This window comes from Spirosoma flavum (genome assembly GCF_042686045.1).
GTDB classification, from domain to species: domain Bacteria; phylum Bacteroidota; class Bacteroidia; order Cytophagales; family Spirosomataceae; genus Spirosoma; species Spirosoma flavum.
This window is the reverse complement of the sequence record NZ_JBHUOM010000042.1, coordinates 74,975-97,632: the sequence shown is the minus strand read 5'-3', so window position 1 is coordinate 97,632 and position 22,658 is coordinate 74,975. Positions and strand designations below refer to the sequence as shown.

General features: G+C 48.4%; 24 protein-coding genes and 1 pseudogene. 11 read left to right on the top strand and 14 right to left on the bottom strand.

What is annotated here, in order from left to right:
* The first annotated feature begins 111 nt into the window (after positions 1–111).
* The 6 genes from ACFS25_RS28150 to ACFS25_RS28125 all read left to right on the top strand — a co-directional run bounded on the left by ACFS25_RS28150 (position 112) and on the right by ACFS25_RS28125 (position 7,587).
* Positions 112–1,929 (top strand): tetratricopeptide repeat-containing sensor histidine kinase, encoded by a 1,818-nt coding sequence (locus tag ACFS25_RS28150; protein ID WP_381507979.1) that lies wholly within the window; start codon positions 112–114, stop codon positions 1,927–1,929.
* Between the two features lie 32 nt (positions 1,930–1,961).
* The gene (locus ACFS25_RS28145) at positions 1,962–2,759 is read left to right on the top strand and encodes a response regulator (RefSeq protein ID WP_381507977.1); all 798 of its coding nucleotides are present in this window, start codon (positions 1,962–1,964) and stop codon (positions 2,757–2,759) included.
* A gap of 296 nt (positions 2,760–3,055) precedes the next feature.
* Positions 3,056–3,565, top strand: a complete 510-nt coding sequence (locus ACFS25_RS28140; RefSeq protein WP_381507975.1) for a T9SS type A sorting domain-containing protein — start codon at positions 3,056–3,058, stop codon at positions 3,563–3,565.
* A gap of 18 nt (positions 3,566–3,583) precedes the next feature.
* Positions 3,584–5,857: a hypothetical protein gene (locus tag ACFS25_RS28135; protein WP_381507973.1), complete on the top strand. Its 2,274-nt coding sequence runs from the start codon at positions 3,584–3,586 to the stop codon at positions 5,855–5,857.
* Positions 5,854–6,495 carry a hypothetical protein gene (locus ACFS25_RS28130; protein WP_381507972.1) on the top strand — a complete coding sequence of 214 codons (642 nt, stop codon included), beginning with the start codon at positions 5,854–5,856 and terminating at the stop codon, positions 6,493–6,495. Before ACFS25_RS28135 ends, ACFS25_RS28130 begins: the two co-directional genes overlap by 4 nt.
* A gap of 684 nt (positions 6,496–7,179) precedes the next feature.
* Positions 7,180–7,587 (top strand): fasciclin domain-containing protein, encoded by a 408-nt coding sequence (locus ACFS25_RS28125; protein WP_381507971.1) that lies wholly within the window; start codon positions 7,180–7,182, stop codon positions 7,585–7,587.
* Between the two features lie 59 nt (positions 7,588–7,646).
* On the opposite strand, the gene ACFS25_RS28120 is transcribed toward ACFS25_RS28125, so the two are convergent.
* On the bottom strand, positions 7,647–7,919 hold the full coding sequence (locus ACFS25_RS28120) for a hypothetical protein (protein WP_381507969.1): 273 nt from the start codon (positions 7,917–7,919) through the stop codon (positions 7,647–7,649).
* An 836-nt stretch (positions 7,920–8,755) separates the two neighbouring features.
* Here ACFS25_RS28120 and ACFS25_RS28115 point away from each other — a divergent pair.
* Together ACFS25_RS28115 and ACFS25_RS28110 are read left to right on the top strand one after the other, a co-directional pair.
* Entirely contained in the window at positions 8,756–9,538 is a 783-nt protein-coding gene (locus ACFS25_RS28115) for a bacteriorhodopsin-like (RefSeq protein ID WP_381507967.1), read from the top strand.
* A gap of 156 nt (positions 9,539–9,694) precedes the next feature.
* The gene (locus ACFS25_RS28110) at positions 9,695–10,666 is read left to right on the top strand and encodes a Brp/Blh family beta-carotene 15,15'-dioxygenase (RefSeq protein WP_381507965.1); all 972 of its coding nucleotides are present in this window, start codon (positions 9,695–9,697) and stop codon (positions 10,664–10,666) included.
* A gap of 172 nt (positions 10,667–10,838) precedes the next feature.
* On the opposite strand, the gene ACFS25_RS28105 is transcribed toward ACFS25_RS28110, so the two are convergent.
* The 13 genes from ACFS25_RS28105 to ACFS25_RS28045 all read right to left on the bottom strand — a co-directional run bounded on the left by ACFS25_RS28105 (position 10,839) and on the right by ACFS25_RS28045 (position 20,075).
* The gene (locus ACFS25_RS28105) at positions 10,839–11,150 is read right to left on the bottom strand and encodes an SDR family NAD(P)-dependent oxidoreductase (RefSeq protein WP_381508023.1); all 312 of its coding nucleotides are present in this window, start codon (positions 11,148–11,150) and stop codon (positions 10,839–10,841) included.
* A 329-nt stretch (positions 11,151–11,479) separates the two neighbouring features.
* A complete protein-coding gene (locus ACFS25_RS28100; protein ID WP_381507963.1) occupies positions 11,480–11,938 on the bottom strand; it encodes a hypothetical protein in 459 nt (152 codons plus the stop codon).
* A 156-nt stretch (positions 11,939–12,094) separates the two neighbouring features.
* A complete protein-coding gene (locus tag ACFS25_RS28095) occupies positions 12,095–13,063 on the bottom strand; it encodes a zinc-binding alcohol dehydrogenase family protein (RefSeq protein WP_381507961.1) in 969 nt (322 codons plus the stop codon).
* Positions 13,064–13,212: 149 nt separating this feature from the next.
* On the bottom strand, positions 13,213–13,788 hold the full coding sequence (locus ACFS25_RS28090) for a PPC domain-containing DNA-binding protein (protein ID WP_381507960.1): 576 nt from the start codon (positions 13,786–13,788) through the stop codon (positions 13,213–13,215).
* Between the two features lie 51 nt (positions 13,789–13,839).
* Positions 13,840–14,196, bottom strand: coding sequence for a nuclear transport factor 2 family protein (locus ACFS25_RS28085; protein WP_381507958.1), 357 nt, complete (start codon positions 14,194–14,196; stop codon positions 13,840–13,842).
* A 47-nt stretch (positions 14,197–14,243) separates the two neighbouring features.
* Entirely contained in the window at positions 14,244–15,107 is an 864-nt protein-coding gene (locus ACFS25_RS28080; protein ID WP_381507956.1) for an alpha/beta fold hydrolase, read from the bottom strand.
* A 115-nt stretch (positions 15,108–15,222) separates the two neighbouring features.
* A complete protein-coding gene (locus ACFS25_RS28075) occupies positions 15,223–15,801 on the bottom strand; it encodes a Crp/Fnr family transcriptional regulator (RefSeq protein ID WP_381507954.1) in 579 nt (192 codons plus the stop codon).
* A gap of 275 nt (positions 15,802–16,076) precedes the next feature.
* Positions 16,077–16,373, bottom strand: coding sequence for a hypothetical protein (locus ACFS25_RS28070; RefSeq protein ID WP_381507952.1), 297 nt, complete (start codon positions 16,371–16,373; stop codon positions 16,077–16,079).
* Positions 16,374–16,427: 54 nt separating this feature from the next.
* A complete protein-coding gene (locus tag ACFS25_RS28065; protein WP_381507950.1) occupies positions 16,428–16,637 on the bottom strand; it encodes a hypothetical protein in 210 nt (69 codons plus the stop codon).
* Between the two features lie 154 nt (positions 16,638–16,791).
* On the bottom strand, positions 16,792–16,944 hold the full coding sequence (locus ACFS25_RS28060; RefSeq protein WP_381507948.1) for a hypothetical protein: 153 nt from the start codon (positions 16,942–16,944) through the stop codon (positions 16,792–16,794).
* A gap of 59 nt (positions 16,945–17,003) precedes the next feature.
* Positions 17,004–17,714, bottom strand: a complete 711-nt coding sequence (locus ACFS25_RS28055; RefSeq protein ID WP_381507946.1) for an MBL fold metallo-hydrolase — start codon at positions 17,712–17,714, stop codon at positions 17,004–17,006.
* An 80-nt stretch (positions 17,715–17,794) separates the two neighbouring features.
* On the bottom strand, positions 17,795–18,394 hold the full coding sequence (locus ACFS25_RS28050) for a Crp/Fnr family transcriptional regulator (protein WP_381507944.1): 600 nt from the start codon (positions 18,392–18,394) through the stop codon (positions 17,795–17,797).
* Positions 18,395–18,518: 124 nt separating this feature from the next.
* Positions 18,519–20,075, bottom strand: coding sequence for a serine hydrolase (locus ACFS25_RS28045; protein WP_381507943.1), 1,557 nt, complete (start codon positions 20,073–20,075; stop codon positions 18,519–18,521).
* A 1,094-nt stretch (positions 20,076–21,169) separates the two neighbouring features.
* On the opposite strand from ACFS25_RS28045, the pseudogene ACFS25_RS28040 reads away from it, so the two are divergent.
* The 3 genes and pseudogenes from ACFS25_RS28040 to ACFS25_RS28030 all read left to right on the top strand — a co-directional run.
* A pseudogene (locus ACFS25_RS28040) lies at positions 21,170–21,280 on the top strand (AraC family transcriptional regulator); the annotation flags it as partial.
* Positions 21,278–21,685 carry a helix-turn-helix transcriptional regulator gene (locus tag ACFS25_RS28035; RefSeq protein ID WP_381508021.1) on the top strand — a complete coding sequence of 136 codons (408 nt, stop codon included), beginning with the start codon at positions 21,278–21,280 and terminating at the stop codon, positions 21,683–21,685. The pseudogene ACFS25_RS28040 and the gene ACFS25_RS28035, both read left to right, overlap by 3 nt.
* 290 nt (positions 21,686–21,975) lie before the next feature.
* Positions 21,976–22,626, top strand: coding sequence for a hypothetical protein (locus ACFS25_RS28030; protein WP_381507942.1), 651 nt, complete (start codon positions 21,976–21,978; stop codon positions 22,624–22,626).
* Positions 22,627–22,658 lie beyond the last annotated feature (32 nt).

Genomic DNA, 22,658 nt, shown 5'->3' with positions numbered 1-22,658 from the left:
CCGCTACTCACTACTCTTTAGCAACAGTGTCAGGAAATAGTTTTTACTTTTAGGATTACAAACGTATCTCATCGTGCGAATTAGTACGGCGGCCTTCCTCTTTTCTACGTAATGAACACACGATTTATACTGGTTATAAGTATACTACTATCGAATTTGGTATTTGCGGAAAACCCAAAGGTGGCTCCAGAGTACGATCAATTTAAGGCGTCTATTAGTGGATTGGCCGATACCACACAGGTCCGCAAGTTGTGCGATTTTGCGTCGGAGACCCTGGGGAAAGCTGACTTTATACGAACTCAGCAGGTACTCGATGATGCCCTTGTTATTGCTCAAACTAGCAAAGACCGCGAGTCGTTGAGAAAGGTATTCCGTTTATTAGGCAATCTAAAGTTTGCCGAAAATAAATTTCCTGAAGCCATAACAGTATACCATAAAGCGCTTACGTTCAGCCAGCCAGCGCAACGCTTTGCCGTATTTATAAACATAGGCATTATCTACATGAACGCGCTGGATTATAATCGGGCAGAAGGGTATTTTAATCAGGTGTTACAGGCACAAGCACCAGCAGCCAGTTTGAAGGAAATTGCATTCGCCAATCTGAATATGGGTGGAGTCGCCGACCAGAGGCATTTAGCAAAAGAAGCGGTGGTTTATTACCAGAAGGCTATGACTATGTACAAGGAGTTAAAGCTATGGAACAACTATTATGCGGCTGTACTAAATAGTGCCATATCGTACAGTGATCTAAAACAATATACCAAATCAGTCGCTCTTTTTAAAACGTGTTTGCAGTACGCCGATCGCATTGAAAATCAGCCTGGTTCGAATGAGCATAGTTCCCTTTCATTCCGAACGCATGCCTACGTTAATCTGCCCTATCCACTGATTGCCTTGAAGCGGTTCGACGAAGCGGAGAAGTATACTATGCTGGCTTTGCAGTATGCCCGACAGGATGCCGGGAAGATAACTCACTTGATGTGGATTTATGATGCCATGACCCTGCTTTACGAGAAAAAAGGAGATTATGAAAAAGCACTGGAAGCCCACAGACAGTGGGCAACCTACCGCGATAGTACGCAAAACCAGGCCCGTACCCAAAAATTCGCTGAACTTGAAACCCGCTATCAGACAAAGGAGCAAGTGGCGAAAATTAAATTACTGGATGAAGCGAATGCGTTGAAGAACCGACAGCTTTGGGCGGGCGTAAGTGGCTTGTTTGTTCTTTCTCTACTATTAGGAACGACGGTTTGGCAAAATCGACGCATTCAACGCAGTCGAGCTAAAATTCAGCAACAATCGAATCAATTAAGCTTGATGATGAAGGAATTACATCACCGCGTAAAAAACAATTTAGCGATTGTATCCAGCCTGCTCCGGTTACAGTCTAGTCGGCTGGATGACGAAAAAGCTGTACAAGCCGTTCGTACGGGTCAGCAGCGGGTCGAAGCCATGTCGCTGATTCATCAACGTCTCTACCAGACTGACCAGATCACAACGGTCAATATTCGTGAGTATCTGACGGATTTGGCGGAGAGCTTAATGCAGGCGTACGACTACGACCCGAGTGATTTTGATTTGATTATCGATGTTGAGAATCAGGAACTGGACGTCGACGTAGCGATGCCACTGGGACTTATTGCCAACGAACTGATCACAAATGCATTTAAATACGCCTATACAAATGGGCAACGACCACTGTTACGTATCGAATTACAAACTCAAAATGGACTCACTCTAGAAGTGCAGGATAACGGACCCGGCATTGATCTTGCCCGTTGGCAGGAACGTAGTAGTCGAGATTCATTCGGTAAGCGCCTGATTGCTTCACTAAGCGAACAACTAGAAGGCGAGGTTGAGCTTCAGCAGCAAAACGGAGCGCTCTTTCGGTTGCGTATTCCAAAGACGCGGTTGCGGACGGTTGCGTAAATCACCATGTCAACTTCCACTATGTTACGAACATGACTCCACGCACTAATATTCTGATTATCGAAGATCAAGTCGTGTTGTCCATGGATTTGGAAGAACAGTTGATTTCTTATGGATATCATGTAGTTGGAGCCGCACGTACAGGTCGCCAGGCGTTGAGCTTATTTGACGATTACCCGGTCGACCTAGTGCTGTGCGATATTGGCCTGCCAGGCGACGGTGACGGAATTCAAACGATGAATGAACTAATGCTACGTCGGCCAGTTCCCATTGTTTATTTAACCGGACACACTGATAGCACCACGTTTATACGTGCCCAGGCGACCAATCCGGTTGCTTTTCTAGCGAAACCTTACGAACATGATGCGTTGCGCCGAGCGATCGAAAACGCGTTAAGTAACTATTCGCTACGATTTTTAAAACCTAGATTACTGGTTGATGAGCCGGAAGTTACTACGTTACTTGAGGGTCATAGGCTACCCCGCGTAACAACTCTGCGCAAGTACAAGACCACAAATAACGATAAAGTATTTATCCGGCAAGACGGTCAATTCATCGGCCTGTGCCTAGGTGATATACTCTATCTGGAAGCCAACGACACGGTTACAATCATTGTTACGGCTAGCCAACGCTACCCGGTCCCCTTACCCTTAAGTACAGTCCTAAGTCAGCTAGCTAATAATCGATTAACACAGACTCACCGAACGTTTGCGGTCAACTTAGATCAGGTTGAATCGTTCAGCGAATGGCAGATATGGGCAGGCGGCCACATACTGCCATTGGGCCGTATCTACCGTACTGCCTTTCTGGAAAACTTTCCTTACTGCTGACGGTTTCACCGTCGATTGGCAATCCCCCATTGCTCATTCCAGATTCTATGGGCTACTACTTACGTAGTCAACTTAATGTATTTGGCCGCTTTCATCCCGGTACGCAAGTTCATCACAGCCCAACTTCAGGTACTGACATCCTTATTCGGGCTACTCACAACTTCTGTTTACGAAGATTCTGATAGCCAGTTAGGTTTGTCCTGTAGTCAAAAAACTAAAAGGTGACTAGCCGGGCGTTACAACAATATTTCTGGTTTGCTCGCTCATCTTCTTGGTATCAGACAAACTTTTTAACCATGAAACATATACTCCTTAGTTTAACCTGCTTTTTGGCCATGAGCCAAACCAGCTTTGCTCAGCTTTTTAGCCCCAGTGTTGTGGCGGCTGCGGGTAGTTCTGCCCGCACGAAAACACTCGCTCTGGAGTGGACCCTCGGTGAACTCGTCGTCACGACCGCCCAGACCGGCGGTCGTCTGTACACTCAGGGCTTTCATCAACCAACACTCCGAGTAGAAGAGCTCGCGACGCGCGTAGAACTAAGTGGACAGGATGCTGCCTACCGCATTTCGGTAGCACCTAACCCAGTCGTGTCGGTACTGAACGTATCCATCAGCGCGCCCGACGAAAATTCACTGGCCCTCTCCCTGATGGATATGAACGGTCATCAGCAACTAGCCAAAACGGTAACGGGTAGCACGGCACCATGGCCAATTGAGATGGCACATTTACCCGCTGGTACATATCTGCTACGTATCAGTCAGTCGACAGGGCGGCCGGTTAAAACCTATAAAATCATTAAACAATAAGTAACCTTCCAAATTGCCATGAAACAATTCTTCTACTCGCTGCTAAGTGCAGTACTTATTGGGGCTGCTACCTTTACCTGCCTCAATGCTCAGTCCGTGCCTTCGGGTATGAACTACCAGGCAGTTGCCCGCGATCTGTCCGGGAATGTACTGGCCAACGAAGCCATCGACCTGAAAATTACCCTAACCAACCGGCAGGGTTCAGCTGCGGTGACGCACTATGCCGAAACGCACTTGGTAACCACCAACTTGCTCGGTTTATTTTCAGTCGTAATTGGCGAGGGTAAACCCAATACGGGCCAGTTTAAGAATGTACCATGGAGCACAGACGAAGTATGGATGGAAGTGGCGATCCGGTCGGCTTCCGAGAACACTTTTACAACCATCAGCAGCAGTAAACTACTGGCCGTTCCCTACGCGTTTCATGCGGGTACTGCCGGGAAATTAACCGGCAGCAGCAACGCCCGTGAAGCCGCCGTTGCCACCGACGCTGGCTGGTTGCTGAGTGGTAACGCGGGGACTAACGCAACGGCGAATAAACTGGGCACTACTGATGCGAATGATTTGGTAATTGTCACCAATAATACAGAACGTATCCGTATTTCAGCCTCGGGTAGTACCGTATTACGTAACGCTCTGCGAGTTGGCGATGCGCTGGTGGTCGGTGGCAACACTGAGCTGATGGGAAACTTGATACTTCGCAAAGAATTGACAGGCTCTACGGCCAATCTCGACGTGTTAACCACCAGCAACACAAAGGTTACTAAGTTGGAGGTCAAGGATATGTATTCCCTTAATGGCAATTCTATCAATGTTAGAAGTGATAATTTCTCCACTCAGAACTTAGCTGTCGCTGGAAATATGAATGTCAAAAATGGTGCTTATGTCAACATGGACTTTACGGTGGGTGGCTTAACCAAAGTAAATAGTCTATCAGTAGTGAACACTGCTACGTTCAACGGGGGCTTAACGGTCGGCCGGTCCGACGATGGGTATGTGGCTACTTTCCAGAATACAAGTACTGGCGACGGTGACGGAATCAAAATTAAGCTGGGCAAAACACACCCTGGCTGGGATGGTAGCGCATACCTCAATGCCGTAGCACCTGGCACCCAGGTGCTGGATTTAGAATTAAATACGATCAAAGGTTGGCTGTATGAAGGGAAGCACTTTGAAACCAGTGATCTGCTTGGATTATTTCCGGGAACTCTATATGCTGGTAGCGCCCTGCAACTGACTTCGCTGGTTACTGAAAAAATAAACGATGCATTTGATTTGCCAAAGGGGTTTCCAGCCCTCAACATTCCTGAAACAACGATATTAAATAAAACGAAAATATTTCCTGGTGTAAGTTTTGGCTCCTTGGGTAGTATTCCTGAACTGGATATTCCCGCTATAACATTTCCCAGCACAACGATAGTCCCCTCAAATCAGGTGCTGCTTCCAGCGCTGCCTGTCAACCTGAACAACAGCTTGTTTCCAGCCTTTACATTGCCTCGTTTCAGTGCAACCAGCGTAACAAATTCGCTAACTAAGCGCAATGAATTCATTGCGTTTACGGATAACAATGATCGGAACCTAGGTTCTATCCGGGCGCAGTCGCTGAACGACTTTTCTACGGATTACATTGATGGCTTGTATCTGACTAATCTACTTTCTGCTCTGGTTGGACTTGATTTTTTGAAGGATGGCCTGAGCGTATTATCTGAGTTTGCCAACCTGGCCGATGCCTATAATAGTCTTGGTGTCGAATACACATCAGGCCACGGTGATTACGCCGAGTGGTTGGAACGTTTCGATCCAGCTGAAGTAATCGGGACTGGTGACGTAGTGGGTGTACGGGGAGGAAAAATCACCAAAGATCTACGGGATGCTGAACAAATTATGGCAATTTCCTACCGGCCAATCGTGCTGGGGAACATGCCCCCGGCTGGTAAAGATCATCTGGGAAACAAGGTTGCCTTCATGGGTCAGATTCCGGTGAAAGTACAGGGACCCGTGAATACCGGTGACTATATCGTGGCTAAAAGTACCATACCTGGCTATGCTGTAGCGGTCCATCCGACCGCCATGACGATTGACGATTATAAACTAGCCGTCGGTCGGTCGTGGGAAGCTAATGCTAAATCGGGCCCAAAAATGGTCAATACGCTGATTGGTGTGCATAATGGTGACTTCCTGAAAATTCTTAAAAAGAGTCAGCAGCAGGTAGAGCAGGTTGAAGCCCGGTTAAATACCCTGGAAGCCAAGACTGATGCGTTACTCAAAACCTTATCACCAACGATCAAATGAGCCGCCTACTATTCATCCTACTACTGAGCGGTTTTACCCTGACAGGTTTTGGTCAGGATAAAACCGCCGGACCGGGCAACGTAGCACCTGACAGTAGCCTTGCCGTTCAAGAGGCTCACTGGGTAGCCTGGCAAAAAGATCTCTACGAAATGGGCGTATCGGTGCAGCATGATTCTTTACGTATAAACCCTATCGTTAAGCAACTTTTCACAGATTCGTTACTTCGGCAAGTGGCTTATCCCGCAACCTATACCTGGCCAGCCGCCGTTGGACTACTGCAACGAATGGAATTAAAGCAAGCCTTCTGGTATATGATTAATCTGTACCCAACCGACTCGACAAGCCGCAATCTGGTAATGCAGTCAATGCTGGCATACGACAGGATGATCGATATAAACAAAGCTATTCTCAGCAGTTTTTACACGTACGCCCTAGCCGATCCACGAATAGGCAGGCTTGTAAACGGCAAGCCTGATATTCGCCATCCAGACTTGCTGGATAAGCAACTTCACGTAGTGCGGGAGATCACCGAATACGTGACAGGCTACCGAAAAACGCAGCCGCCCACCCGATTTAACCTCGTCAATCCAGGTCCGGCACAAATAAATCTGCCTAGTGCCGTCCGAAACCGACGGTAGTATTCCAATTTGCTTCGCCTACGCCACCAAGTTAAGGTATGAGTAAGTGCCTGAAACTGTTTGAAACTGCCCAAAACAAACGCCACTATCTATCAAGATAAGGGCGTTTGACATTTATGCCGTTGCGGTCAAATCATTAGTAATAGTCTTTTCATCGTAGATAGTCAGTGAGGCCCTCCCGAAAAGCGTACCGGTCAAAGATTGAGGATTGGACGTTCTTGAGGTCCTCCAATTACTGGTTTATACGCACTTTATGCAGCTTGGTGTTTTATTAGGGAGAAGAATTATTGACTCTTGTCTATAGGGAAAGAAGTCTTACCGTGTAACCACACAACGTGTGCAAGAGCCAGTTTACTGAAGGAGCTCAGAGTCAGACCAGCGAGTCGACCATAAAGTAGTTGATTTACTAGTTGAGCAAGGATGGATGAGCGTTGACAGAGCCTATCGATAGGCAGAATTCAACGACTGGACTGTAGCCCCAGAGCACTAACTTGGGCTGAGTGCCCCTTTTGTTGGGCCTCTTACCCTGTCCTGAACTCCTAATTTCAGTCCCTCATCGTCTCCTCTCCTACTTCGCACTACCAGCGGTCGGTGGTCACTATGAACAAATAGTGAAGTCTTCCTATAAATTGAACAAAGGCCTTCAACACCATGTCTTCCTTCCGTAAAACAAAATCACTTTTCATGAATATTGTCGAAACTGCCGTTTCAAACGGCTCATTTAACACCCTGGTTGCTGCCGTAAAGGCCGCTGGTCTGATCGATACGCTGAGTGGCACGGGTCCATTCACGGTGTTTGCCCCCATTGATGCCGCCTTTGCGGCATTGCCCGCCGGTACGGTCGATACACTGGTGCTGCCCGAAAGCAAGGAAACGTTGACGGCTATCCTGACCTACCACGTGGTAGCTGGTAAGGTGATGTCGTCGGATTTGACGGATGGCATGACAGCCACGACGGTCAATGGGCAACCGCTGACCATCCACCTGAGGGAGGGTAAAGTGATGGTCAACGGTGCCGAAGTGATTATTGCCGATGTGGCTACTGACAATGGTGTTGTTCACGCCATCAATGCGGTACTGATGCCCGCATAATTGGCCGGATGCATGACCCCAAAGAAGGCTCAATCCTCCCGGGTTAAGCCTTCTTGTTTTTAGATCAGGATTGTTTGTTGCGTCAATCGGTCCATTGAAAAAATAGTTAGCCTCACCATACCCCCGCATTCGTACCTGGCCTCGCTGATCAGTTGGTCCAAATGCAGGATGGTCTGGATCAACGGGGTTCTCATGTTGGCCTTACTGGCTTGTCCATTCGCATCAATGGCTACCTGACCCGACCAATAGAGGGTGCCGTCGGGCTGCTTGATCTCAACGGCCTGCGCCGAGTTGGTATACTTACCCCATTTCCAAGGCTCAACTGGTCGCATTTCCCTGTCTTTCGCTTTTTTAATTTGTGAAATCAGGCATGTTTGTTTCTTGCTCTCACAAAATTCGTCGCCCCATTAATAGCCCAGTGTCAGATCTTAGTGGGGTTTTATTAGTAACTGCTTCGCCCGGTGGTGCGCCGATGCGATGCAGGATGCTGCTGTCCAACTATGGTCTTTTCTGCCAAACGGGGCCAGAATGAAAATAGGGGATTTGTCAGTAAGCAGTTAACTCACCAAGAGGAATAAAAATTTTACCTTGATTGATTTACTAAGTTAATAACCCTACTACTAGGCTACTTCCCGCTAGTTTTAGCTTGCTTGTCGCGGGTAAAGTACAAGACCGTTTTCATTACCACTCTTCAACATCAGCCCTTTATTTGCCTATTTTCATTTCGGCCCCGTTTGGCTCTAAAGACCAATGTTTAGGTGCTTTCAAAAAAACTTGACAACTAATGAGGTAGCGTAATTTTTGATTTCGCAAATGACAAGAGAAAACGTTTTCAATGGCCATAAAAGCCATATTATTTAATCACCTGTGCTTTTCAATCGGCCGCCGAGCGGCCCCGCGTTAAACTGAAAATGTGCGCGTAATCCCTTGGCTTCTAGTGCTTTAATTACCGTAGGTGTACTGGTAAGGACGGACCGATACCGCCCATATGGTGCGACTCAGACGGACGGCCCTGATCAAATATTCTTTATTGTTTAATTTGGCTACTTCTGGGCACGCTATTTTGTTTAATCTTTTCAAAAGAAAGTTAAACAACAAAATTATACAATACGTTTTTTTTGCAGGTCGGATTTACCGGCCTGCAACTCATCTATTATTCCCATAATCAATGGAAACAGTACAGCTCAATGCCTTATTATTAGTCGGCCAGCTCCAGCCCGGTGATGTGGTCGGATTTACATTTTTTACTGGTTACATGGCCATGTTCGCGGCATCTGTGTTCTTCTTCTTGGAGCGCTCGCAGGTGGAAGGGCACTGGAAAACCTCGCTTACCATTTCTGGACTGATCACCATGATCGCTGCTGTTCACTATTATTACATGCGTGATCAGTATCTGATGACCCACCAGTCGCCTACGGAATTCCGCTACATTGACTGGACCTTAACCGTACCGTTGATGTGTGTCGAGTTCTACATGATTATCAAGCCCTTCGGGGGCAAGATCAGCACCATGTGGAAACTGATCGCTTTCTCGGTCTGGATGTTGGTCTTCGGCTACGTCGGCGAATCGCTTGACCGCTCAAACAGTGCTATCTGGGGTGCCGTTTCCACCCTTGGCTACCTCGGCATTCTTTATGAAATCTACTTAGGCGATGTAAAAAAAATAGCGGAAGCCTCTCAGGACGCTTCAACGCTGAAGGCGGTCTCCCTGCTACGCTGGTTCGTACTGGTAGGATGGGCCATTTATCCAATTGGCTACATGCTCATTCCAGGGGGACTATTAAGTGGGATAAAGCTGAACATTGACTTAGTCTATAACGTTGGGGATGCAATCAACAAGATTGGTTTTGGTTTGGTCGTCTATTCAGCCGCAGTCGCCAACTCTCAGGCTCATCAGGACGCGCCCGTCCAGCGGGTCGACCAGCGCAGCAGGGAAGCTTTCACCTTATAACAAGTACCCAACCGCAGGAGGGGGCCTGCGGTTGGGTACTTGTTATAAGGTGAAAGCAATTGATCCAAGGCGCATTCTTTCGTCGGTAGTATGCCAATAGGCAACGGTCAATCGGTTGTCTTTGCACAGGCCTCATTTATCCTAACTCACCAAAGCATGAACAAGCGAACGTACCATCCTGTCTTCGGTCAGATAACACCAACGTATCTATCTATTGCACTTGGGATGGTTTTAGTCGGCTGGCAGGCTGAAGTAGGTACATTGTCCGTAACAGTCCAATGGATTGTGTTCGCTAGTTTGCTGGTTAGCGTCGGTATCCCGCACGGGGCGCTGGACCACCTTATTGCCCGTGAAACCGCTTCCCGGGCGGGGAAAACATTTTCGCTGAGTTGGTTTGTGGTTCGGTATCTACTGATAATGATCGTATACGGTACGACATGGTTTTTATTTCCTGGGCTAAGCCTGGGTTTATTTCTGTTGATGTCAATCTGGCATTTTGGTGAAACTGATATTGAGCGTGTGCCCTCCACACTAATCTGGAGTGTGGTTCGGCTTATGGTGGGCGGTTTTGTCTTGGCGTTTATACTGCTAACGCATCCAACCGAGGTGACGCCCGTTCTCAAGCACATGACCCTTAACCACTTGTTGATCGTATCCTTGTGGCAAACGGCCCTATCGCACTCATGGTTGCTATTATGGGGCTGGGGTTTATTGACGGTTTGTTTATTCAGGATCGCCTTTCAACAAAGTCCTGTTATCGTTGACTGGCTTCGACTAGCCCGTCTAGCCATTATACTCGCACTTGGCTTTGCGTTGCCGCTGTTACTCGCCTTTGGATTGTATTTCAGCGGCTGGCACGCGCTGAACTCGTTTCAGATGACCTACGGCTACCTTCAACATAGCAGGCGACCCAAGCAACCGGTGGTCACGGCTGGTCAAATCTGGATGAATTCGTTGCCCCTCACGGCAATCGCTCTGGCATTCTGTAGCGCCCTGGCCTGGTGGTGGCCGTATTCAACGCTGGTAGAAGATCCGCTGCGGTTGTTCTTTGTATTTCTCTCCCTTATTACTCTGCCCCACCTCTGCGTACTGCATATTATGAACAATCAGCTTAAGGCAACTGGTTGATTTACAAGAGGGGGATGAGGATTTCTATTTAAGCACGCTCTTTACTGCGTGCTTATCTATACTGAATACGCCGGTCTACATTGAGCCAAACCGGTTCTGATTCAATCTCGGTGAACAGTGCAACGGGTCAATCTGTGTATTCGTAAAGTACAATGGTCTCACCGAGATTGAATCAGAACCAGTTTACTCCGAAATACTCACGGGCGTAATGGGGAAGCGCACCAGAGGAACAGGGAACTGAATTTACATCAGGTATCTCTGTAAACTCCTTAGGCTCAAAGATGACAACATTATTGATCAATATGTCTACTTGAGGCAGTTCCGTCAATAAGGCGTTTATATCTTCAACCTTGCTGAAGTCAGCCGCAATGCCCCGAAATTGAGTGCCGGGCAATTCATTCATCAGTTGACGGGCCATTGCTATTGCTTCGACCCGTTCCTTACTTCGGCCATTCAGTAGTACGTTAACCCCTTCTTGGGCCAGTGTTTTGGCAATCGCAAGACCAATTCCAGCCGTCGAACCAGTGACTAATGCAGTTTTTCACTTATGTGTAGATCCATTTTTGTCGATGATATAATAGGATGAGCAGGCAGATAAGGTCTGCCTGCTAAATTTGGTTGATAGTAGGTATTTGTCGTTTAGTAACAAACGCTCATTTACCCTATTGTTCACTAAATTGTCGATTGTGACTGAAATCGCACCGAAATGGCAAAAGCACCCAAAGAAGCGCCATTACGAAAGAGGTATTAAAAGTCGTAAACGGGTAGTATTCTAAACGTGACTAGTCACCAGTTGTCGCTGGGAAGGGTCTTTTATTGTTTGGTTATGATCAGATCCGAAAAATACCCTTCGGTACCCACTTCAACCCACAAGCCAATGCCCCCTGACCGGTCCGCCGTTGCGGTACCCGCGCCATGTTTTAAATCCTTGACCAGCAGGGCGGGTTGTTTCATATCGTTCAGGTAGAGTTTAGCTTCCGACCCATTTACGACTATTTTCATCGTAATCCATTCGTTCAGGCTCATATCGGCATACGACTCGTAACGCTCCGGAGCTTCTTTCCGCAGGCGATCAAATTTATAATCGGGGTACGAGTAGTATTGAATGGAATGGTTGCGTCGCACCTGATCGTCAGCCCAACCATTTGTGGGTCGGATATAGATGCTCTCGTAGCTGGAATTGGCTTCGTTGATTCGAAACGTAATCCCAATAAAGCCACGGGCCGTTTCTGGTGCGTTCTTCAGGAGTCGGCTCAGCACCTTGACTTCCAAACGACATCGACACCTGATTGGGCGAAAGTCTGTCTTTATCCAGCTTAATGGTCTGGGCGTTTGCGTTCATTGAGTCAAGCAGTAGACCGATTACGAGCGTAGAAAAGATACGTTTCATGTTTTAAAATGTATGCTTGTTGGCTGATTTAGATTTGGTTAGGTCAGTATGACAAGCTTACCCGCTCCCTGATTACTATCCATAAATTGATGGGCCTCTACGATCTGCTCCAGCGAAAAGGTTCGGCTAATGGGAAGTTTCACCTGACCTGCTTCGACCTGACGGATGAAGTCCTGAAACACGATGGTCGGACTGGTAATCTGACCGCTGTCATAAGTTGTCAGCCGAACTGTAGCGGGTATAAACTCCATTGGAGCAAAATCAGGAATTGTCCAGCTTTCGGCCAGCATACCGCTCATGCAAGCGGTGCCGCCGGGTTTGAGACAACCTAATGAGTCGTGCAGCGTGGCCGTGCCAACCAGTTCCAACACCTTATCGATACCCTGCGGAAAAATAGCCCGGACCGATTCGGTTACCTTGCCCGAATCGATCAGCACATGCGTAGCGCCATTTTCCAGCATTGCTTTTTCTTTTTGGGGATTTCGAGTGGTCGCTAGTATCGTCAGGCCCGCCTGGTTAGCGAGTTGTGCCGCTAGCATACCCACCGATGACGTACCTCCCCGGATCAACAGCGTTTCTCCTGGCTGAATACCTAAGGCTGGATACAGCGAGCCATAGGCCGTTTGAAACATTTCGGGGATAGCTCCCAACGTTTCCCAGGGAAGCGTGCTCTCAAACGGATGGATAAGGCTTTTGGGCAACAGGGTGTACTGGGTATAACTGCCGTCAAAGTCCCGACCCATACCGCCCATTAGTGCCATGACTTGCTGCCCTTTAGCGTATTCTCCCGTGGGGTCCTCTTCCACTTCGCCGACACATTCAATGCCGAGTACCCGGGGGAATTGCACCGTGGGTGAATAGCCTTTGCGCGTCATCAGTTCCGAGCGGTTCAGGCCAAACGCTTTCACTTTTATCAGTACCCATTCACCAGTTGGCGTGGGCAGGGGGCGTTCCTCTAGAACAAAGTTCTCAAGACCTCCGGCTTGGTATAATACGACTACTTTCATAACTGGTAGTTTTGTGCTACAGAAAGGGCTATGAATGCTTCACGTTGGCAAACAGCTAGCGGTCTATTTTTAGGCCAGTTGATCTGCCTGTAAATCAACAATGCACTGGCAGGTTAGTTTAGTCTCACTATGATTTCTACCAATAACAGTTACTTCGTTAGCGAGGGGTCAATCAGGCCGGCCCCAAACTGAGGGTTTACTTTTTTGTACAGCGTTGTTGGCTCAACGGTAAGAAACACTTCCAGGGTAGGGCCAGTAATCAGTTTAAGCAGATGCCCACCGCGAACGGTGCCATCCTCGGCGGCCACATTCGCATGAATATGAACGATGGGTTTGCCATTGAGTACGGCAATGTTGCCCGTCAACGAGGATACTTCACAGGGCTCGCTAATGGGTATGCTTTTGAACAGTTTACGACCGTAATCAAAGAAGCCAAACGTGACGGAGGTAGCATCGCCGATAGCGGTAAAGTGAGCAGTCTTCACCTGGTACTGTTGAGCAAATTCCGTCAAGCCCGACCGTACTTCATCACCTAGGGCGAATATCAAAACATAGTTTTTGATAGGCCCATTAGTACTCAATAACTTGATTTTTACGCCGGGTGCTTTGCCCACTTCAACGGGTTGCGTGGGCGAGATATACTCTTGTGAATAGGCAGTCACCTGGATGCCAAGCAGCACCATGACGACGGCTAGTGCGTGTTTAAACGAGATGGTTTTCTTCATAAGACCTGGTCGGCTTTCTTGCAATAGAAGAAGCCTTTCTGCCGATGACCATTATTTAGTTATCCGGTAGTCAGCGACGGTGTGAAATTTTATTTTATCTCCCTCCAAAAAGAAGGTATCGGTTCCCATCGGAATTTGAGCAATGGCTGAATCACTAGCCCAGGCAACATAACCGACATGATGGCTAACCGTCAATTGCTTCATGGTAAAGGCTGAACCCGTTGGTATAGCCACAAAGTAATCAGCAAAAAACTGGCTGATAGCCGCTAACCCTTTCAAGGGTCCGTTTGGTGTCCATACCTGGGATTCTTCGGTATAGTCTTTCAGGATCTCCTCCAAGTCGTTGTTGCCAAAGGCCGTGAGGTGATGGATAAGTACTTCGTTTGTTAGGGCTTCGTTTGTGTTCACTGTGGAAAATTTAGGGTGAATAAGCGTTTACTAATCTGCTGAGGAAGCTATTGCTCCAGAAAAGGCAGCATACTGGCCCAGACCGCGGGGAAATTCGTCAGGAATACCGGATGAGGGGCATTGGGAATAATGCTTAGCTGCGCCTTTGGCATCATCTCATAGGCCGCTATGACCGTCTTTAAAGGGGCGTTTTGGTCTTTTTCGCCCGCCATCACCAACACTGGGCATTGAATCCTGCCCAGTATCTGCTTCCCGATATTGATTGCATTGTAGTACTGGTTAACCGACAGGAGCCACTCATCAAAGCGCTCAGGCTGGGGCATCAGGGCCAATTGCTGGTTGAAGTAGAGGCTGTCCAGCCTGAAAAGCGATTTGCGGGAATTGTCGAACGTTCTCCAACCCTGTTTCCACTCGCCGGCACCAATGGCAATCAGCTTTTTGACTTTATCCGGGTGCGACGCGGCAAGAAAATAGGCCGTGTAGGCGCCATCACTGAAGCCTAAAACAAGCACGCTGTCTTTGGTTACCGCCTGGATAATGGTATTGACATCCTCCGCTTTACGTTCGTAAGAAGGTATCCCGGAACCCATTTCCGATTTGCCATGTCCGCGGGTGGATATGGCGATGACCTGATAAGTTTTGGCCAGACTGTCAATAAATTGAGCCATCTCGTAGGTAGACCCCACAATACCGCCATGCAGGACCAGCAGGGGTTTTCCTTTCCCATAGACTTCATAATAGATTTTGGCATCATTCGCCTGCACATGATGGCCCGCTTTTGGATTGTTCCCGTACGGAATCGCATTTACCGATGAAGGAGTCTGCTGCATAAAAGCACGCATTGCCCTTTTGTTTTGGCTAAACGCGGCTGCGTTGATAATCAACAATAAAAAGAAAAATAGGTGTTTCATTTTTGGTATTGAAAGCCAGGCAAAGTTGGGATTCATAGGCTTGTTGAGGAATAAGCTTTCTTAAGAAATAGGCTTAAACTAGATTAAGATCGAACTGGCGTTCCGGTTAAGGGGGTCAGGAAGCGAGGTCTTTCCTGATTTTGCTAAGGAACTCAGGGGTAATACCCAGGTAAGAAGCGATCTGGGTATTAGGTAGCCGTAAAGCCAGCTTGGGATATTGTTCTAAAAACGTTAGATAGCGTTCCTGAGCCGTTGAGCTAATTGCCTGTAATACCCTGTTTTGCAGCTCTACGTATTTGTTCTCAACGATGACTTTGAAGATACGGTCCAGCTTGGGAATATTGGTGTATAGAAAGTAGAGATCTTGCTTTTCGATCTGTAGTACGACGGCTGGCTCAATGGCTTCAATGAATAATGCGCTGGGCCTTCCGGCATGAAAGCTCCCGATGTCGGTGATCCAGTCCTGTTCAGCGGCAAATTGCAGATTATGCTCGGCTCCTTTCCTGTCAACGGCATACATGCGAAAGCAGCCCTGAAGGATGAATGTATAGTGTTTGCAGGGGAAACCTTCCTGTAAGATGGACTGTTTTCGTTTGATTTGTCGACGAGTTACCCGGCCCTCCAGCAACTGTTCTTCTGCTTCTTTTAACGGGATATAGCTTTCAAAATGATCAATCAGGAGCTGTATAGACATTATATAAAGGGTACTTTAAGACAAATCTAGAAAATCTACCATTTAATAATAGTCATGAATTTATTGGCTTATAAAACATTCTTTAGGGCAGCCTTTCTCCGGCGTACCGCAGTCACGTTTGTAGCAAACCAACATGTTTTAAGTAAAGACCCTTACTATCGATGCAAATAATTCGTTAAGATCCGACAGAGGCAAGCCATCTCTTGGTTTAGTTATGCCCAACAGTCTCACAAAAACGCTGCTACTTGAGACAAAAGAGCGTTCATAGTTTCACTTTATCTAGACCTGTTCGGAATGCGGTTGGCTAGATTTAACAAATTAAGCGCCATGAGGTAGGGCATAATGAAGGGGATAGCAGGGATGGACACTAAATAAGTAGCAATCACCATCGGTTCAAAAGAAAACGATGGTAGCACACTCAGTAAAGCACCGACTAGACTGAAGAACACATAGAGACGACAAGCCTTGGACTTGAACCAGCTTGCTGATTGTAGGGCTAACCCAAAAGCAGCCGTAGTCAAATACAAAAGGGCTACCTCCACTCCGCTAATCCAACTGAAAAGGGCGCGCATGGATAAGTACCAATCGGGCCTTTTCACCATCGAAGGGGCCGAAAAGTTGGTGAACTATTCAACTAAAAAGCTACCCCAATAGGCCATGTTGGCAATAAATAAAGGCAGAGTAATGCCCAACGCCAGTAAACCAAGTAACCAATATTGCTTCTCACCGCTTAGGCGGAGTTCGTTAGCCAGCAAGGTGAACCCAACTGTGATCAGAATTCCCCCGCTATCAGCAGTGCATAGCGAATCTGTTGTTCGGTAGCGGTGTTCACCCATTCGGGTATGGAAGTGGGCGGAGGTCCCATGCCAGCGAAAACGGTAAAACTAATCTAAGGAATGATCACCAACAGCGCAATGATACCGAGTTGCCTTTGCCCAGGATCGAGATTGGTGAAGCAATTCTTTCCCATGCCCCAGACGGCGATTACCATCAGGGCTGCATGGGCCAGCCAGATCGGAAGATAGAGTTGGGGGTTACTGTGTCCAACAGCAGCAGCCCATCCTTGGTGTTCAGCAGATAGCAGTTCACCAGGTTCATTTTCAATTGCCAGAGTCGGGAACTTAGCTGTACGGCAGTCGTCATAGAAAAGAGGGATTAAGAGGGTATATAGCCGTAAGTTGACGTTTCAGTAGAAACCTTATTCACGCCTGGGTACCCGAGAATTTAGTTCGTAATTGTTGATTGGCCTGTTTAAGGAGCGGATTGCCATGACCAAAGACGGCTTGCTCGAAGGGATAATCAGCTGCGCGTAGAATACTCTGCCGGGCTACAGCTATGTCTTCATTGACGGTGCTGTAGCCCAGTCCCAACACATGCGAACATAAGTCAGCCGCCACCAGCACGCCCTCTTGCCGGAGCAACAGGGCTATATGACCCGCACTATGGCCAGGGGTATGGATGATTTCGATACCACCCGCCAAGGGTAACAACTCGCCATGATGGAGCGTCTGATCAATGGGTAAGGGCTCGTAACTCGTCCCGCCGTTCTTGATAAAGAACTTGTAGACTAAGGCGGGAATCAGTCCCGGTGCCACAGCCGTATTAGGCCGCTCGCCTATTCCTTGACTAATCAGGGTGGCGTCTAGGGTATGGGCATACGTGCGGGCACCCGTGCGCCGGTGTACCTCGGCCGCACTACCCGCGTGATCAATGTGGCAATGGGTCAGCAGCAGATGGCGAATGTGGGCCGGGTCGTGGCCGGTTTCACGCACGGCGGCAAACAATTTGTCGGCACTGTTGGGATAGCCCGTATCAATCAGGAATAAGCCATCCTCGGTTTCTAATAGGAAACTATTAACCACGCCTAGTTTAAGTTGCCATAAGCGGGGGGTTATTTGCAGGGTAGTTGCCATCGTCGCGTGTTGGTTTGGTTTTCGTTGCGACAAAGGTCATACACGCTCAAGGGTTGCTCCTGACACAAATGTGACAATCGTCACGGACGGGCCATTTTTTTTCGAATCCGGCTCAACGACTGCCGCTCAATCCCCAGATAGGAGGATAGATGCGTGAGTGAAATGCGGTTGAAGAGGGCGGGATACTCTTGAACGAATTGTATGTAGCGTTGCTCAGCGTGGTCCATTTGGAAGCTGAAAATTCGTTGATGTTGTTCTTTAAAGAGTCGTTCGGCAATGGCCCGCCCGTAGCGTTCCAGGCCGGGATGGCGTTGATAACATTGTTGAATATGCTCATAGGGGGCCGTCAGGAGGGTAGTCGGTTCCAGACTTTGCAGATGAAATAGACTAGGTGTCTGGGTCAGAAAGGCATAATAATCGGTAGAGTAATAGCCTTCAGTTGCAAAGCGAATAGTGACCTCCTGCCCTTGTTGGTTAACGTAATAAACGCGCATAAGCCCTTGATCCACAAAGCTTAATCGATGTTCCTGGCGAACCTGCACGAAAAATTCATGGGCTTCTAGGCTTTCTACCCGAAAGCTGCTTTGGAAAAAATCCCATTCGGCCTGGGTGCATTGGGGGTAAAGTCGGCGAATGGCGTTTTCTAGGCGGCTAAAGTCGTACTTCGTTGGGTGCTCCATCTTGTTTTAATCGCTAAACATACACCCACTTATACTACTGGATGTATACCGATGTACATTAAATGAAACTAGAAAGAGGTAATTTTTGCTAGCAATCCGTCTCATGGAAAACGTTACACCAAGCTTACTTCGGTATGCGTTCAAACCGAAGATCATCGTATGCATGACCAGTCGTTGAAGTCAGCTCTCGCAGCACAAAACTACTCGTCGTTGACCTTAGTGAAGAACCAAACCTGACTAGCACACCACTGTCTAGTTCGGGATTTTGCCACTTTATTACAAATTGAGCAGCACCAAACGGACGCATGTAACCTCGCAGTTGAGGAGAGCGCTCACTGGCGAACCACAACTGATGATCCCGTAAAGTGATGTCTATCTTACCAAACCACCTATCTCGATAGACCCCCACGTAAGACGCTAAATCAGCTTGTGATACGGAAGCTTGCCGGGCAACCTGCTGCTGAATTGAATCCAGGATAGTCTGAGTCGCTCGTTGCTGAGCTTGCTCCCGTTGATACATAATACCCGTACGGTCTTGGCCAACGATGCCGATATAGCTGTCCACAATCTGGTCATTAATGGCACTAGCGGCTCCACTTTCCGAGTTCGTCAGCACAATCACCCCCAAACCTAGTTCCGGTACCATGGTTACGGCCGAGACCATCCCCACATCCTGCCCCGAATGGGCAATCTCCTTATAGCCTTTCACATCACTCAAGAACCACCCGAGTCCGTAAGCGGCAAAATGGGTCCGATAACTGCCCGGCTGCTGGACGGGAATAATGGTCTGAGGGGCCACCAGGTCGGCTAATAGTGGTTCAGGTAGGAAGCGCTTGCTCAAGGCAGGGCCATACCGACCCTGGTTGAGAAATAAAAGCACCCATCGACTCATTTCCTCAATACTCGAATAGATTCCCCCAGCCGCATCATCCAGGGTGGACCCATAGCGAGCGACTACCCGGACCGAGTCGCCAATTCGTTTATGAGCATCAATCAGATTGGGATTCGTCTGACAACCCTGAAAGGAGGCTGCACTTTGGGTCATACCTAGTGGACCAAGAATGCGTTGCTCCACGAAGTTTTCCCAACTCATGCCGCTTACCCTGGCGACAATAGCACCCGCGACCAGATACCCATTGTTGGAATAAGCAAATTGACTGCGAAAGGAGGAAGCCGGTCTAATAAAGCGCTGATTGTAGAGAATGTCCTCTAGGGTGAAGTTCGTCGAATCGGGGTCATGCATCAAATCGCCGGCTTGCGTGGGCAGTCCACTGCGATGGCTTACTAAATCACGAATCGTGAGTTGCTGGCTGGCTAAGGTATCATATAGCCGAAAATTGGGCAAGTACTTGTTGACTCGGTCATCCCACTGTAGTTTACCTTCTTCCATGAGCAAGGCGATGGCTGCGGCCGTAAACGCTTTGCTGTTGGATGCGATACCAAACAAGGTTTGTGGGGTAACCGGCTGTTTGGTACGCAGTGAGCGCAGGCCATAACCTTTGCAGTGAATTAATTTCCCGTCTTTAATGATCGCCACGGCGATTCCGGGAATGTGACATAAGGTCCGGTTGCGCTGCACTAATTGGTCGAGTTGGCGAGCGGTAATAGGCTGGGTCCAGCCCTTTATCCACTGACTGACCAACAAAACGAAAAGCAGCCCAACTTTACCTGGAAAGTTCATTTGAGTATATCGTCTAAGCTCTAGAAAACGTATATGCCTCATTTATCTTCCGGATGCCTTTAGAGTGACCTGACCTATTAAATATAGTGTATTATGCTATATATTAACCCGCGTCTTGGGATAATTTGGGTATTCAACCGTATTGGGCTTTCGTACACTGAGCAGTAAATGACTAAAAAGGAAAGATCAATCTGTTCACAAGCGTACCTCCGTTCACTCATTAACACGGTAAATTACGGTTGCAGCTTTTGCTCAATCTTATAACTTTTCAAAATAGTATTTTACCGATATAGAAGGCACAACAAATATTTTTAACTCCTATTTTAGGATTTTGTACTTTTCATTGTAGTCGTTCAGAAAAGGCAACCTTTTCGTGAACGGTTTCAGGCTTTAAAGACAAGGGTTAGGCTATTGCCGTTAGTCGGGATAAGTGTTCATTTGGCCAAGCGATTAGCTGAACGAAATAGAAGAATCCTAAAATTAAACTTATCGCTGATGTTACTTATAATTTCCGGCTAAAAAGTGAGGCAACTAAAATAGTATAATTTTAATAAACTTCCATATTCTAAAACATTGCCTGAGCAAAAATCTATAATTCTATTGGAGTAGCCTACCTATTAATCCACCTATATACAACCATATATGGATCGTCTTTGCGATCCATATGCTCCAACGATTTACATCAAAAAATCTTCAATGATTGTCACGCAAACTCAATCCCTACTGCGAATATGAGACGTTGATATGTGATGGGATCGCCCATGCGGATGGCAATTTGAGATTATTGAACGGGGTAGACTACGGTTCCTGAAAAAGATATATCGAAGTCTCGCTAAAACGGGCCTTTCAGGAGACAGTGGATCAGGACGATGTATAAAAGCAACTTAGGGTGTGAAAGGATCAGGCAAAGGAGTAATGATCACATCTCCCCTACTGTGTGGCTCACTCAACGACCGCCAGATCCAGTCGTGCAATACACTTCTCTAGTACCTACAAACAACTCTAATTTTTATACACTCGTTTCTCAGCATCCTATGTAACCCACTTGCCCAGTAAAATCGCTATCACTGGCTCAGATATAACCCCAAGCGGTATCCCTGGCCTACCCCGCTCCGGCTGATACTCGCGAGCACGTTCGTATTTTTGCGCCTGCCCTGGTGCAATTTGGTACTCCCTATTCGGCCCTGCGCCTGCCAGCTACCGTGTTGGCTCTACCCATCCCCACCGCCGACCCGCAACTACTGGCGCTGCTGGAGCCGCATGCCGCTGCCTTGCTGGCTCGCTTAAACGAGCTACCCGCACTTGCCGACCGCGTACGCCACGAGTTGTTGCGCTTGTTGGTCCAATCCGAACCCAGTCTGGAAGCCGTGGCCGAGGCTCTGAGCCTTAGCCCCCGCATCCTCCAAGGGCAACTGCGTCAGGACGGCCACACCTACCAGCAACTGCTCGATGAGGTACGCCGTGAGCTGGCTGAACGCCACCTGGGCGACCATATCCCCAGCATCAAAGACATCGCGTTACTGCTGGGTTTCGCCGAGCCGAGCGTGTTTATCCGGGCGTTTCGTCGCTGGACCGGCCAAACGCCTGGTACGTTCCGCCGGGCGTCGTAATAGTCGTATTAAACGCCTGGGCTGCCATCGGACCGCTTGGCTAGCCCACCCCGAAGCGGAGAAGGAGCATCTTTCCAGCAGCACTACGTCGTATTGGCGAAGGTACGTGGGGACTAGTAGCGGATCGCGATGTGGGAGGCATTGGGGCAACAAGCTACTGAATGACATTCATTTCGGTGCCTTTTTAACGCCTTGCGCGAAAAGTCAATCCAATTTTCGGAATTGGTCAACAAGCCAGCCATCGGCACACAATACCTTTACGACATACTAACGCCCGATGGGTTACTACTATGTTTTTAGGCCATTTTGGGGTCGGTCTGGCGACCAAGCCCCTGCAACCGCGCGTGTCACTGGGCACCTTGTTTCTGGCGACACAGCTGGCTGATTTACTTTGGCCTACCTTATTATTGCTGGGCGTAGAGCGAGTCGAAATCCGTCCCGGTCTATTGGCGGCCTCGCCCCTTGACTTCGTGTACTATCCTTTTTCGCACAGTCTGCTGGCGGAAGTGGTATTAGGCATAGCACTGGGCCTTGCCTACGGCCTGTTCCGGCGTAACTGGCGTGAAGCCCTGCTGGTGGGCCTGCTGGTGCCCAGTCACTGGCTGCTCGACCTGATCATGCACCGTCCTGATCTGCCCCTTTACTTCGGCCAATCCCCTAAAGCAGGACTGGGTCTGTGGCAAAATCTGCCCGCAACGCTGGTACTCGAACTGGGCTCGCTGGCGGTCGGTCTATGGGTGTATATGCGCCACACGCGGGCGCGTAACCGCACCGGTCGCTTCGCACTCTGGGGTATGATCGCCTTTTTAGTGCTCGTTTATGTGGGCGGTGCCCTCGGCCCGGCCCCTGCCAGTGTAGCAGCCCTAGCCTGGAGCGCTCAGATATTATGGCTGGTCGTGGCCCTTGGCTACTGGGTCGATGCAAATCGGGAAGCTGTATAGGAAAATGCAGGGGGAGCTTGTCCGATACAGCT